Annotated in this window: 14 protein-coding genes and 4 pseudogenes; 9 read left to right on the top strand and 9 right to left on the bottom strand. The window is 46.7% G+C overall.

What is annotated here, in order from left to right; all coding sequences use genetic code 11:
* A pseudogene (locus tag NDI44_RS19375) lies at positions 1-440 on the top strand (hypothetical protein); the annotation flags it as partial.
* Between the two features lie 229 nt (positions 441-669).
* Here NDI44_RS19375 and NDI44_RS19380 read toward each other — a convergent pair.
* The 8 genes and pseudogenes from NDI44_RS19380 to NDI44_RS19415 all read right to left on the bottom strand — a co-directional run.
* A pseudogene (locus tag NDI44_RS19380) lies at positions 670-1,077 on the bottom strand (branched-chain amino acid ABC transporter permease); the annotation flags it as partial.
* Positions 1,078-1,088: 11 nt separating this feature from the next.
* The gene (locus tag NDI44_RS19385) at positions 1,089-2,750 is read right to left on the bottom strand and encodes an ATP-binding protein (RefSeq protein WP_242036965.1); all 1,662 of its coding nucleotides are present in this window, start codon (positions 2,748-2,750) and stop codon (positions 1,089-1,091) included.
* Positions 2,751-2,893: 143 nt separating this feature from the next.
* Positions 2,894-3,868, bottom strand: a complete 975-nt coding sequence (locus NDI44_RS19390) for an ABC transporter substrate-binding protein (RefSeq protein WP_190410935.1) — start codon at positions 3,866-3,868, stop codon at positions 2,894-2,896.
* Positions 3,869-3,918: 50 nt separating this feature from the next.
* Positions 3,919-4,086, bottom strand: a complete 168-nt coding sequence (locus NDI44_RS19395; RefSeq protein ID WP_190410936.1) for a hypothetical protein — start codon at positions 4,084-4,086, stop codon at positions 3,919-3,921.
* Between the two features lie 52 nt (positions 4,087-4,138).
* Positions 4,139-5,128, bottom strand: coding sequence for a hypothetical protein (locus NDI44_RS19400; RefSeq protein WP_190410937.1), 990 nt, complete (start codon positions 5,126-5,128; stop codon positions 4,139-4,141).
* A gap of 56 nt (positions 5,129-5,184) precedes the next feature.
* Positions 5,185-5,796 carry a hypothetical protein gene (locus NDI44_RS19405; protein WP_190410938.1) on the bottom strand — a complete coding sequence of 204 codons (612 nt, stop codon included), beginning with the start codon at positions 5,794-5,796 and terminating at the stop codon, positions 5,185-5,187.
* 229 nt (positions 5,797-6,025) lie between these two features.
* Positions 6,026-6,551: pseudogene (locus NDI44_RS19410) on the bottom strand (hypothetical protein).
* A 113-nt stretch (positions 6,552-6,664) separates the two neighbouring features.
* Positions 6,665-7,774 carry an ATP-binding protein gene (locus tag NDI44_RS19415; RefSeq protein ID WP_347276892.1) on the bottom strand — a complete coding sequence of 370 codons (1,110 nt, stop codon included), beginning with the start codon at positions 7,772-7,774 and terminating at the stop codon, positions 6,665-6,667.
* 312 nt (positions 7,775-8,086) lie between these two features.
* Between NDI44_RS19415 and NDI44_RS19420 the strand changes: the two genes are divergently transcribed.
* Genes NDI44_RS19420 through NDI44_RS19450 form a run of 7 tightly spaced genes read left to right on the top strand, consistent with a single transcriptional unit; the run spans position 8,087 to position 12,004 of the window.
* The gene (locus NDI44_RS19420; RefSeq protein ID WP_190410940.1) at positions 8,087-8,422 is read left to right on the top strand and encodes an NADH-quinone oxidoreductase subunit K; all 336 of its coding nucleotides are present in this window, start codon (positions 8,087-8,089) and stop codon (positions 8,420-8,422) included.
* Positions 8,419-9,852, top strand: coding sequence for a cation:proton antiporter (locus NDI44_RS19425; protein ID WP_190410941.1), 1,434 nt, complete (start codon positions 8,419-8,421; stop codon positions 9,850-9,852). Before NDI44_RS19420 ends, NDI44_RS19425 begins: the two co-directional genes overlap by 4 nt.
* A complete protein-coding gene (locus NDI44_RS19430) occupies positions 9,849-10,238 on the top strand; it encodes a Na+/H+ antiporter subunit E (protein WP_190410942.1) in 390 nt (129 codons plus the stop codon). Before NDI44_RS19425 ends, NDI44_RS19430 begins: the two co-directional genes overlap by 4 nt.
* Entirely contained in the window at positions 10,235-10,486 is a 252-nt protein-coding gene (locus NDI44_RS19435; protein ID WP_190410943.1) for a hypothetical protein, read from the top strand. Before NDI44_RS19430 ends, NDI44_RS19435 begins: the two co-directional genes overlap by 4 nt.
* Complete coding sequence (locus NDI44_RS19440; RefSeq protein WP_190410944.1) at positions 10,483-10,764, top strand: monovalent cation/H(+) antiporter subunit G; 282 nt, start codon at positions 10,483-10,485, stop codon at positions 10,762-10,764. Before NDI44_RS19435 ends, NDI44_RS19440 begins: the two co-directional genes overlap by 4 nt.
* On the top strand, positions 10,761-11,348 hold the full coding sequence (locus tag NDI44_RS19445; protein WP_190410945.1) for a DUF4040 domain-containing protein: 588 nt from the start codon (positions 10,761-10,763) through the stop codon (positions 11,346-11,348). The genes NDI44_RS19440 and NDI44_RS19445 overlap by 4 nt, the downstream gene beginning before the upstream one ends.
* The gene (locus NDI44_RS19450; protein WP_190410946.1) at positions 11,345-12,004 is read left to right on the top strand and encodes a Na(+)/H(+) antiporter subunit B; all 660 of its coding nucleotides are present in this window, start codon (positions 11,345-11,347) and stop codon (positions 12,002-12,004) included. The genes NDI44_RS19445 and NDI44_RS19450 overlap by 4 nt, the downstream gene beginning before the upstream one ends.
* Positions 12,005-12,016: 12 nt before the next feature.
* On the opposite strand, the gene NDI44_RS19455 is transcribed toward NDI44_RS19450, so the two are convergent.
* Positions 12,017-12,748 carry a cytochrome b/b6 domain-containing protein gene (locus NDI44_RS19455; protein ID WP_242033258.1) on the bottom strand — a complete coding sequence of 244 codons (732 nt, stop codon included), beginning with the start codon at positions 12,746-12,748 and terminating at the stop codon, positions 12,017-12,019.
* 231 nt (positions 12,749-12,979) lie between these two features.
* Here NDI44_RS19455 and NDI44_RS19460 point away from each other — a divergent pair.
* A pseudogene (locus tag NDI44_RS19460) lies at positions 12,980-13,706 on the top strand (STAS domain-containing protein); the annotation flags it as partial.
* Between the last annotated feature and the right edge of the window lie 21 nt (positions 13,707-13,727).

A 13,727-nucleotide genomic window follows, 5' to 3' on the forward strand; every position in this document is an offset into this window, starting at 1 on the left:
GTCTTGGCTCAACAGCCGCATCCGCAAACAACTCGACCAGTTTAATTGTTTGCGAGATGCAATCGAGCATGTCTTATGCTTGTCGTCCTAATTACCTTGGCGATTGCTATATTAGGGAACCGAATGATACGGGATTCTTTTGTTTTCGGGCAATTGAGAGCATTAGACAGCACTTTTACGAACCGCAAGATCGCGATACAGATAAACCAAGTTGGGAGCGATTGAGGAATTCACTGCGTATAGATAGAAGTTGGATCGATGCTTTGACTAAATCTTATGAAGCTGGGAATCAACGTCACGGAAAATCTCCTTACATGTCTGGAGAAAACCGTGTATCAGCCATGCTGCATACATGGAAAGTAGTAGATAGGTTTTGCCTCTATCTCGACAATGGCGCTGTTCAGTTGGCTGAAGAAATTGAAGAACTGAGGCTGAACTGATTCAGCAAAGGATTCTACAATCTCAAGACTTACAAACTTCATTCCACGCCTGTTCTGGCACAAATTCAAATTACGCAAGACAAACAACATTAGCACCAATGCAGAACAGCCATACCATAAACCTCAAACAGAGCAGCAAGAGAGCCACTGTTATCGCCTACCCTCTTTCCACTCTTCCCCACCTGGTAGCCGAACTAAATTCTCATCAATGATTGCTGGTAACATCTTTTTGAGATTGAAAGGGTTGAGGAATGGCAAAAATCCCCACAGCACCACCTGTAATCTCCAAGTTTAAAGCCAAAACTCGTAGAATTTCGACAAAGGCGATTGTGGCAATTGCTAAGAAAATTCCCCGCAATCAGAGAACTGGGATTCCCAGTGCGATCGCGAGGACTCCAGAGACTAAAGCTGCCACCAGCATTTCTAACAATAAAAATGGGACGGCGAATAAATTGCCGCTGAACTTAAACACCTGAATTGATAGAATTGCTGCTATATAACCCCCCAAAGCATAGAATCCCGGAGTCGCGAGAGATAGTTGACCCCCCATCAGCGGCAAGTAAACCGAAAGTCATAGAATTGCTCCTAAAATCATCGAAACGATTAAGAAGCCATAGTTATTAATAAAATCTGACATTTACTATTTCCTCATTCCCCCATTTTCCCAGCTTCTCTGCTTTTTTGTCGCACGGGAATTTCAATGATAAACTGCGCTCCTTCTCCGGGAGCAGAAATACATTTTAATTGACCGTTATGTTTTTCTACCACAAGCTGATAGCTAATAGATAATCCTAATCCCGTGCCTTTTCCTACTGGTTTCGTAGTAAAAAACGGGTCAAATATCCGCTGTTGTATTTCTTGGTTCATCCCTGATCCATTATCGGCGATCGCTACCACTACCCAATCTGATTCATTAATGGAAGTGCGAATAAAAATCTGTTTTTTTTCATTACCTGTTGCTTCTGATAAAGCATCAATACTATTATTGATAATATTCATAAACGCTTGATTCAACTGCCCAGCATAACACTCAATCTTGGGTAAGTTTCCATAAGCTTTAATAATTTCAATACTGGGAGAATCTCTCTCCCCATTCAATCGATGTTTTAAAATTAATAAAGTGCTATCAATACCTTCGTGAATATCAACTTTTTTAAGTTCTGACTCGTCGTGACGGGCAAAGTTCCGCAAACTAAGGACAATCTGACGGATGCGTTCGCTGCCAACTTTCATAGAAGCGAGCATCTTGGGTAAATCATCAGCCAGAAATTCCCACTCCATCTCTTCAGTCTGTTCGACAATTTCACGAACGGGATTCGGATAGTGTTGCTGATAGAGATGAACCAGGCTGAGTAAGTCTTGGGTGTAGTCATTGACATAAAGAAGATTGCCGTGAATGAAATTAACAGGATTGTTGATTTCATGAGCAACTCCCGCAACCAGTTGACCTAAGCTAGACATTTTCTCGGCGTGAATCAGTTGTGCTTGGGTTTGTTTTAGCTTGTCTAAAGCTTGTTTTAGTTCTTCATTTTGGCGCAGTGTTTCTGTATTCTTCTGAACTTCTTCAGCCATTCGATCGAAAGCGATTGAAATCTGACTCAGTTCATCAGAGCCTTTTAAATTAGCACGGACTTCTAAATTTCCTTGCGCTAAGCTGTTACTAGCTGCAACCAGTTTGCCTACTCGCAAGTTCAAGGTTTTGTAAAAGAAGAACCAGAGAATGCTACAAAGCACGGCGAGAGCAACACTGTAGGTTAGCGATCGCTCTAAAGCATCGTTGTATGCCTGAGCTTTTAGCGACGAAAGGTCATACTCCAACAACAACACAGCTACCCTCGACGGTAGGATTTCTCCAGGCGAAGCTCCCAAAAGCACTGGATAAATTGCCCTGAGGGTTTGTCTATCGTCCCAGAAAATTACCTGCTTTGACTGAGTTTGCTGGACTTCTTTGATCGCTGATAAGCTGGAGGCTGCTAGAGTGTTGCTGATTAAGCGATTTTGCAAGTCAAAACGAGTTGACAAGAGTACTCGCTCATTTTCATCACAAAGCAAAGCTAACCGCAGATTAGGAGCGGGAGCAATCTGAGCGATCGCTAAATGGGCACCCTTACCTTGAGCCGTTCTGTACAAGTACTCTAGTAACGTTGCTGTTTGACTTGCAGAAAATTCAGCCTGCTGTCTGATAATCGTTTCGGTACGGGAGAAGGACTGAGAGACTTCCCGTTGAAACGAAACCAAACCTAACACACTGCCGAACACTAACAGAATCCCTGGAATCGAAAACCGCAGAGGAAAGGGGAAGCGATGCATAGGTAGACTTTTTGCAAAAATAGTTTTGCCTGGAGGCATGAACCACAGATTAACCCAGATAAACACAGATGAATCTGATATTAACTGTAGGCATCTGTAGTTTTTTCATAAAGGTATGTTGAGTGTTGCAATCGGTCTACGCTTTAGGGCTTGACATCTCTAACCAGTCTGTCATCGAGCAGAGGGTTAAGGTCTACGTCTTGTTTCAGTATGTTATTTTCAACCAAGAATTGGGATAACCGTTGGGTTCCCTTGAGCAACACAGAATTGGTTTTTCCCAAGAGTTTCTGGTTTTCCTCAAGGGTGACGAGCTGAAGCCCCTTGAGGGATGATAAGAATTGTTCGGGTGTGATTCCTTGTCGCCGTGCCATTCGACGAGCGGCATCTTCGGGATTTTTCTCAATATAATCGAGAGCGCGGAACCAACCCTGGATTAACACCTGCAATTGAGTAGCATGCGTCGTCAACAACGACTCACTGCCAATTAGCACATCGACTACTTCACCAGGAATCTGGCTGCTGTCAAAGAGTAACTTGGCTCCGGCGTTGAGTATATTGGAGCGGTATGGCTCAAAGGTGACAATGGCATCAACGCGACCTTGTTTGAACGCCTCCTCCTGCTCCGATAGCTCCACAGGGACAATCTTGACATCTTTGAGTGACAGACCGACTTGTTCTAAGCCACGGCTCAGGACAAATGGTGCCAGCATTGACCTGTCAAAGCCAACCCTGCGCCCTTTTAGACTTTGCAGATTCGCGATCGCTCCTTTAGCTACAATGGCGTCTGCACCATTAGAGATATCCATAATTAGCCAAGCACGGACATCTGGATGAGTCGGCGCTAATGGCAAAAACCCAGTCATCGGTGTGGCGCTCATTTCTACTTCACCGTTCCGGTAAGCTCTGTTTGGGTCGAAGTTGGGATACTCCACTAATTGAATCGGGGTTTTACCGTAGTATCCCAGTTCGCGAGCTAGAAATAGAGGTTCATACCCAGGCCAAACATTGGTACCAATCCGTAAGGGTTTCAGGGGTGCTGGGACACAACTGATTAGAATGAAGCTTGAGAGGGCGATCGCCACAATTAACAACTTCACAGGCAAAGTGAAACCTCTCATCTTTATTCCTCTGAGTGCAGTCCTAATAGAAAGCTCTTTTTACCTGAGTATTATCGAATACTTTTCAGGACTAGACTTTTCTGAGGAGCGATCGCCCCAGTAATCCTTGTTGTCGAACCAGAAGCATGATGAACAAGATAGCCCTGCTCGGAGCCGTAAATCAAGCCTTTGTGCTGCAATCGGGCGATCGCACCTTGAAGACTTCCTCCTCTGGACAAGTAATGCTTGCGATCACCCTTTTTCCTCTACATCTTTCGTACATAAAGTGAATTATGTACCTAGCGGCAGGGATAACTGGAGTCCAGCCGCAAGCTCTCTTTTTTCCTTTTCGGCTCGCAACCTTTTGTCTGCTTTATAAACATTCTCAACAATAGGCACTGGCTTAGGTATATAGTCGTGGGGTAAGAAAAGCTTACCAGCTTCATGCACAGCTTCTACAGGATGCTTATTACGATCTCGTATGAAGTTAGCTGCAAGGCGATTAAGTCCTGAGTAATCGAACAGAGGACGAGCCTCGAAGTAATCTCGGATTGAGGCACTTTTAGGAAGTTTGTTGTTTTGCTTAATTTCCCAGGACTTCAACCCTTGAAGAACCTGATTCATCGCGTTGTAGGTGTCCGAGTAAATTTTTCTGGAAGCGTGATTTGCCTTTCGCCATTCCTCGATAGCAGATTTCAACTCTGGATCGAGTTCATGCTTCAGGAGTTCTCTTACAGTTAATCGTTCTTTGTGAACAGTAAATGCTTGCTCAAATTTATCAGAAGCATAAGAGTTATAGTTGGGTTGCCATCCAGTTTTCTTGTGGATGAAGCGACGCATACCAATATTCTGAATTAGCTCTCCAGCTCTCTCTTGCATGAACTCCATACCAAGGTACTGAATTAGCTCCAGTGCTTGTTCAGCTTTAGCTTTATTCTGCCTATTTTTCGATTTTGACCATCGGGCATAATACTCTACAACCGCAGCACAGAATCTATCTTCGAGAATGTCACGCCCTCCTGGATCGGAGTAGCCTGTTAGAGTCAAGTTCTTGCTAGCAAAAGGTTGCAGGCATTTTGGTAAAGAGTGATCTGTAGGGTTAGCTTTTCTCACTTTTTTCGCTAACCCGGTTATAGATGACTGAGTCACACCTACAAATCGGGCTAGCCCACTATGAGACATACCAGCTCGACCAGTAGAAATCACTGTAAAGTATTCAGCACCATCTTCATCAATGTGATGTAGTAAATATTTTGAGGAACTTGTTGCTAATTGACTCATTAGATTTCCTTAATTGTTTTGTGTCACACACAGTTCAGATTATTGTTTAGCCGCCATCATGGGTACTCTCGGTTGGAGAAGTAATAATCTCCTTCCTTTCGCAGCCTATTCTCTTTAGCCCCTCGCATCAGTTCCGCTTGCAGACATCTTTTGGCTTTCCTGAATTCCTCTGGACATTGGTATTCAAAGATAAGTTCTACTAGCTGACCTATATGTAAGCCCTCTGGATATTTCTCAAGGATTTTTCTTGCTATCTGAATGTAGCCTCTTTGACCCTTGTACTCAGGACGCTGATAATCTTTGGGGTGGCGAGAGGTGTCCAGCTTAGGTTCAGAGTTTAAAGCTGTACCCTGCCTTTCACTGAGATTCTCCCCTGCATTACTTGCAAGATCGATTTCAGGGTCTGCCCTACTCCCATTAAATAGAACACCATTGCCATTGGTGGAGGATTTTGCCGGTAACTGCCGAAACTGGTCAGGTGTCAACACTTGTTCTTGACTGTCTTGACCACTTATCCCTTCTACAGTAGCCCTAATACTTGCAGCCAAAGACTCTAGACGGATTGCCTCAGCTTGCGCCTCCTCAGCCACTTTCCTGAGCTTTGCCGCTTCCTGCTCTCTCTCATCTAGTTCGGTTCTTAGCAGTGAAATAAGTAAATCTTTTTGCATCTTGCAGCACTTTCTTGCCTCTCTTGCATTCTAGTTTAGCTTTCTTGCACCAAAATTTGCAAGATTACGCAAGATTATCTCAAGATACCGTAAATCAAGCCTTTGTGCTGCAACCCCGCGATCGCTCCTTGGAGACTGCCCCCTCTGGACAAGTCATGCTTGTAAGCGATCGCTGTTATTGTATCCACCAGCCCGAAACTGCGATCGCGTCCCTTCAAAGAGTGTTATTTTATCGCCTACCCTCTTTCCACTCTTCCCCACCTGGTAGCTGAACTGAATTCTCATCAATGATTGCTGGTAAAGTTTTTGCCGAATGTTCATACGTTAAATCGAGCAATCTCTGAGCCGTCATTATTAAATCTGTTCTATCCACCGACGCTGCAAGTTGGCAAGGATGATAAAAATAATCCATAGCTTCTATATTTGCCGGACGAAGTGCTGCCTCAATTGCCTCTTCTAGAAAAGGCTTCCATTCATCTTGCTCGATGTAGTAAGACGTTTTATTCTCTTTGAGATTTAATGTTTGAATTTGCTGGAGAGAATCTGAAATTAAAGCTGCCCAGGAATTAGTTAAACACTGGTCAACTTGGTTTTGAATCAAGTGAGTCAGCATTGTGACCAGACACGCTTCGATATTACAAAGGATCGCTTGTTTACTCATTACTCATCCCCTCCAGCTCATGCACAATTGCCAAAGCATCTGCATAGCGTCCTTCTAAGATGCTGGTTCTTAGGTCGATTAGTTCTGGAGTCATAAAGCTACCTTCACAGATAGGCGCTGATAGGCTGAATATAGCATTCAGCCACCTGACATCTTGACTACCCCCTTAAGCGATCGCTCTCATTTTTCGGTCTACTAAATTTGGTATCAACTGAGGCGTTGGCGAAGCCACAATGCAAACAGAGGTAGAGCTAATCGATAGCCTTGTTCCGAACCATAAATCAAGCCTTTGTGCTGCAATCCCGCGATCGCACCTTGAAGACTCCCCCCTCTAGACAGGCAATGCTTGTGAATGTAATCTCGACTTTGCGGCTTGTCAGTGGGGTCTAACGCCAGAGACTCCAACAGATGCGTCTGGTTAGCTGGAAGCAGCATCAGTAATGACTCGAAGACCATCGATAGGTCGGCTAGCAGTTCTTGGATTGCCTGCTGGACGTGCCAATCGCGAATTAACCCATCAGAAACTCGTACCGACTTGAGGCGTCGCACCAGTGCCGAAGCATCGCCTAAGTGTCCCTGCACCGCATTGACAAAGAGTTCCAGCGCTTGCGATCGCGGATCGAATGTCAACCCTTCGCCATGCAAAACTTCCTGAACCCAAGCAGCAACAACATCATTAGCTAAGGGAGCCAGCTTCACGATTTCCAAATGATTCCCCGGTTCATCAGCATGAAGACTGATTTCTGCAATCGTTGCCACCAGTACATAACTCACCTGAGTCTGGCGCTCGATTTCTCTCCGCAAAAATGTTTCCCACACCCCATTGCGATCCCAAGAGCGGATATGGGGAAAGCTTTCCAAAATCAGCACTACCCGTCCGCCCGAAGATTCGGCTAACCCTTGCAGGAGATCGAGTAATACCTCAAATGCGCTCCATTGCTGCTGTTGATCTTCTACCCGAACGGGTTTCAGCCGCTCTCTACCATTCCCTTCGTCTTGCAGGACAAATAATTCAGCGGCCTTGCGTTCAATCCACTCTCGCATGAAAGCTTGAGCCGTTGCACTTTGAAACGTCTGATCTATACTCTCGCACAGCAATTGCACGAAGCGCTGACCATCAGTAACCCGGATGCAGTCAACCTCCACGATTTTAATTCCAACTTCCTGAGCTGCGCGCCGTACCAGAGTCCGCCGTCCGCTTCCCGGCACTCCAGTAATTAGCAGGTCGCCATCACGCGCTAAAACCTGCGTAATTCGCTGGAATTGCCCTTGCCGCCCAACTAATTGAAACGGTGCTGATAAATCCACAAGATTCACGGCTTTAGCGTCCCGCTCCCAAGTGTAGAAACCTTCTGGCAGCACGCCTTGACTCGTTGGCAAGCCGCCACCTGTATCGGTGGACGAGCCAGGGCTGAGGTTAAGCATTGATTTGCCAATCGATTCTGTCATACCGCTATTGCTGCGTGTTTTATCCTACCCGATCGCAAGCTCAAACCAACAAGTTAGTGTGGCATGAGTCTATAGTTTACCCTGGCACTTTTCAATAGTGTTAATACTTTGCGGCACTATTAAAAAGTGCTATATATTTTTTAGCACCATTTAACAGGCATTTACTCATAGGCAATTCCCGTGTTAGAAGCATTCGTCTTCGCAACAATATTCTGCGGATTTCTCGGCATCATCCTTAAAAAGAACCTAGTTATGAAGATCATCTCTATGGATGTCATGAGCACAGGCGTTATCGCCTATTACGTGCTGATTGCATCGCGAGATGGTTTATTCACACCCATTATTTCAGACGCGGCAAAAGGGGCTTACGCCGATCCCGTCCCCCAGGCAGTCATATTGACAGGGATTGTGATTGGCTTTTCGATTCAGTGCTTAATGCTGGTCGGTGTCATGAAGTTGGCACGGGATAATCCCACCCTGGAAACCAACGAGATCGAGAAGAGCAATACGCCATGACTACCATTACCCTTGCATGGATCGCACTACCGTTTTTCTTGGGGTTCACCATTTATCTGCTCCCCAAACTTGACAAAACCCTCGCATTGTTCACGGCATTTGCTTCGGCTGCATATGCGTTGCAGCTATTTGTCGAACAGTCGCCACTGAAACTAGAGTTACTAGATCATTTCAGCGTCACATTAATAGTCGATCAGTTAAGCGGCTACTTTATCTTGACCAATGCGCTGGTAACAGCCGCAGTCATCCTCTTCTGTTGGCACAGCGATAAGACGACTTTCTTTTATGCACAAGCCATCATTTTGCATGGCAGCCTCAATGCCGCGTTCGCCTGTGCCGACTTTATCAGTTTATACGTGGCGTTAGAGGTGAGCGGGATTGCCGCGTTTCTCTTGATTACCTATACTCGCACCGATCGCTCGATTTGGGTTGGCTTGCGCTATCTGTTTATCAGCAACACGGCAATGCTGTTTTATCTGGTGGGCGCGGTGCTTGCCTATCAGACCAATCATTCGTTTAGTTTTGCAGCTTTGCGCGGGGCACCACCAGAGGCGCTAGCCCTTATCTTTCTGGGACTCTTGATTAAAGGGGGAATCTTTGTATCGGGATTGTGGCTACCGTTGACCCACTCCGAATCGGAGACACCAGTATCGGCGTTGCTGTCGGGAGTTGTGGTCAAAGCTGGAGTCTATCCGCTAGTGCGTTGTGCGCTAATGGTGGATGAACTCGATCCACTCATCCGAATTTTCGGAGTTGGGACAGCGCTGCTCGGCGTGTTCTATGCTGTCTTTGAAAAGGATGCCAAGCGGATGCTGGCGTTTCATACGGTTTCGCAGTTAGGCTTTATCCTCGCTGCCCCAGTCGTAGGTGGCTTTTATGCGCTGACGCACGGCTTGGTCAAATCGGCACTCTTCCTGATTGCAGGTGCTTTACCAAGCCGCAACTTCAAGGAACTGCAACACAAGCCGATCAATACAACCGTCTGGATTGCTCTGGTCATCGCCAGCTTCTCGATCTCAGGCTTTCCCTTGTTGTCCGGCTTTGGGGCGAAGGTGTTGACGACGAAAAATTTACTGCCCTGGCAAGCGATCGCCATGAACGTTGCGGCTTTGGGAACAGCCATCTCGTTTGCCAAATTCATATTCTTGCCGCATAAAGCTGCCGGCGAGGACGTAGTAAAGCCCGGTTTCTGGCCGGCGACGATCCTGCTGCTCGGTGGCCTGTTTGCGGCAAACATTGTGTATTACGAGGCGTATAGCCTTGCCAATATCGTGAAACCACTGGCAACCATCGGCCTTGGCTGGTTGGCGTATCTTTTGATTTTTAAACGATCCCTACTCAAGCTGCCCCGTGTTGTGGAGCAATTTGAGCATCTGATCGGTGGGATGAGTCTAATGTTAATCCTGCTCTTTTGGATGGTACTAGCATGATTGGACATCTGAATCTGATATTGCGACTAGCCATCTGGTTTTTGCTCACCGCCAATCTGAGTGTGGCAAATATCATCATCGGCGTCAGCATCGCACTCCTATTACCGGGACGCCCCAAAACCCCGGAAGCATTAAATGATTGGCTGCGGGCGCTGTGGGAAACCCTCGTAGCGATTCCGCAGGCATATATGGAAGCCTTTGAAATGATCGTCCGTCCCCATAATCACGAAGATGTGACGATGGAACGAGTCAAACCACAACGCACACCTGGACTTATCTTCCTGGATATATTTCTAATCACCTTTACGCCCAAGACCATTGTCTTGAAATACCACGAAAATGGCTGGTACGAAGTCCACTGGGTACGACGGAGGAAAAAGGCATGAACTTGGCACTGATTGCGATGATTCTGGCTCTGCTCATACCCATGTACGAGGCTTGGCAGGATGATGATATTTGGCAAAAAATGTTGGCATTTGCCAGTGTCGCTACCAAAGCATCAATCATACTCCTGGTTGTATCGGTCTTACGGGATGATTGGATGCTCGGTGTTGTAGGAGTCATCATCCTGAGTGTGGGTAATGCCGGATTAATGTTGTTGGCACAAGTCCTTAAACGCCTGAATGAAGTATGATCACCGCACTTAGTTACACCTGCATCGGTATAGGAATTTTCTTCTGGTTTTGGGGAACCTTGCCCCTAATCGGCGATCGCTCCGTATTATTCAAGCTGCATACTCTTTCGGTTGCAGATACGCTCGGCTCGATGCTCATCATGGTCGGACTGCTCCTTCCGAAGATACCCAGCGAATGGCCGCTGCTCATCCTTGGCATCATCACCTTGGCAATCTGGAATACAGTGATCGGGTATGTGTTGGCCTACTGTTCCAGCAGTGGAGGGAATCAATCATGAATGATAGCTATATCTATGTCATAACCGCCCTGATGCCGTTGTCCGCGCTCATGCTGCTACTTCAGACCAATCCATACCATGCCCTGGTAATCCAGGGAATACAGGGAGCGGTAGCAACATTGGTATTTGCGGTTTTGGGGGCGGCGGATGTTGCTTTGACGCAAGCTTTGATGGGTACTCTGCTCGCGATTACGCTTTATGCGATCGCAGTGCGTTCATCGCTGGTGATGCGTCTTGGTGTACTCGAAGACGGGGCAATCGAGACAGATGACGAGTCCCATTTAGGGCAACTGATGGATAACTTACGAACAATTGTTGGCAAACACTATATGCGTCTTGAGGTAGTCCCGTACACGAATACGCAGGCTTTGCACCGAGCACTGATGGACAAAGAAATCCATGCCACCTGTGCCAGACGAGAGTACGATAATCAAAACCTCGTAGCCAATGAGGACGAACAGCAACCCTATCACACCACAACTAGGGTTCAACGCCTCTATGACATCATGCGAACCGAACTTTCGTCACCAGCGACAAGCCTAACCTATGTAAATGCACCAGACTCCGGGGAGGAACACAAATGAAATGGGTCTACATTGCAGCGGGGATAGCGCTGTTCATCAAATTCCTCGTCATGCCCAATCCAGCACCGGACTTATCGCTGTCGATCGTCCAAACGCTTGTACAAGAAAGTGGAGTACCTAATGCAGTTACGGCTGTCATTCTCAGGAATCGGCTGTATGACACGATCTTTGAAGTGGTGGTATTTACGATCGCGGTAATGGGTGCCCACTATTTGCTGGCGAATGAACGACCATTCTGCGCGATCTATCAGTTCACCGATCAACCCTCGATTATTATGGCGCGTCTGGGAGCAACCATTGCCGCGTTGGTGGGTATCGAACTGGCGATTCGGGGGCATCTGAGTCCCGGCGGTGGTTTTGCGGCTGGAGTTGCGGGCGGAACGGCGATCGGTCTTGTTGCGATTACCTCATCAACGGAGTGGATGCAGGAAATCTACAAGCGCTGGAACGCCGCAACATGGGAGAAGGTTTCGGTTCTGATTTTCATTGTCCTGTCGGTTATCACTCTAGCCGGATACGAATTACCGCACGGAGAGTTGGGCGCACTTTTCAGCGGCGGGGTTATCCCCCTGCTCAATATTCTGGTTGCCGTAAAAGTTGCGTTGGGTTCTTGGGCGGCTGTTTTGGTGTTTATTCATTATCGGGGATTGTTGTGAGGGATTATGCAGCTACTTAAAGAGTGGAACAATCCAAGCAGCAGTTAGGCTCATCAACACGAGAATCTCTAAAACTTTGAGAGGAAAGGACAGTTTCAACCACTCTTTAGCAAAAGTCGGTTGCCAACCAGACCACCATTGAAGAATATTTTCTCGCCACAAAGTGGGACTATCTTTAGGGCGGAACTGGTAACTTAATATTGACAAGAGAAGGGGAATTCCTCCTACCTTGGCACTCATTAAGAGATGCAAGGCGATACAGACAACCATCACTACCCATGAAATGAGGTGAGCATAATACCAACCATGATTAAGCTCTCCCCTTGGCAACCAATTTTCATCCATCATCTTGCCAGAGAAAACGGCAAAAGTCAGTGCCAAGATAGCAAGGGTGTTAATAACTCGATGCAGCGTGTACCACCATACAGGTTTACCCAACTGTCCAAGTTTTGCCACAAAATCCTGCTGGATAAGTCTTGTGTGTCCACGATGGAAAGCATATAGAGCAAATAGAGGAAATACAAGTAAGGCATATAGCCCAAACGTGCCATGAATTCCTTCTATTTCCTTTAACTCAGGCAAGGGAATTCTTCCCCATCGCCCATCGTAGACATCGTATGTCCAGAAAGCGGTCAAAATCGCAGCAATTACGAAAAGACCAGTAAAGCCATGCAGAATACGGAGAAGAAAAGGTTGATATGGCTCAGAGGGTTTTGCAGGCATGAACTGAAATTGTCCACTCATCTTCCACTCATTCAATTGTCTCACTCTGCGATCGCCTATCCAAAAAAGCCATAACCTATTGATTTAGATAGTGGTTGACGGATGCTTGGCAGAGTTTGAGAATAGGAGATCGCCTATTCTCCCTAGTCATGATGCTCCCCTAATGAAAAATCCTTTGAGGTTATGGGTGATTTACTCAATGATTTGAGGAGCGATCGCCTTTGAAGTAGGTTGACCTAAAATCCTTTCGTTGCCACCTCAGCGTTATCAGGTTTAACACGGGCGTTGGTGCTGCTGGTTGTAGTTTTGGGGGCTGCCAGACTTACCGAACCGATTTCGATGGCAGTGTTAACGGGGATTGCCCTTAGGGTCGGGATTGATATTCTCGACTGGAGTTTCCCTGAAGCGATCGCACCAGGTATCCCTCAAGGGTTCCCCGATCATGTATGGGGTGTTGCTCTTGAAGGTGTTTGTGGATCTAATCGTGGCAGTGGGTGTGGGTGTGTTTATTGCCAATATCCTCACCATTGAACGGTTGAGCAATTTGCAATCCAAGGAAGTCAAGTTGATTACCGATACAGATGATGACGTTCGGTTGAGCGATGAGCAGAAGCAACTGCTGGATAAAGGCAACGGGCGCGTCTTGCTGTTTTACCTGAGTGGCCTAATGATTTTTGGCTTGTCGAAAGCGATCGCACGGGAACACAATGCCATGAAGGAAGCCGATGCGTTGGTGATGGATCTTAGCGATGTGCCCTTGCTAGGGGTAACGGCTTCGCTGGCGATTGAAAACGCGATTCGCGATGCCCACGATAAGGGGTTACAGGTTTACATAGTCGGTGCCAGCGAGAAAATTCAGCGCCGCTTGCAAAAGTTAGGACTGTTTGCTCTGATGAACCCAGCGCATATCTTAAGCGATCGCACTGAAGCCCTGCGTCAAGCGGTTGATCTGGTTTACCGCAAAGAGATAGTTGCCTAATTCACCTGTTTGGAGGTTTGA

Origin of the sequence: Trichocoleus sp. DQ-A3 (assembly GCF_039961975.1) — a bacterium.
In the GTDB taxonomy this organism is placed as follows: Bacteria; Cyanobacteriota; Cyanobacteriia; order Cyanobacteriales; family FACHB-T130; genus FACHB-T130.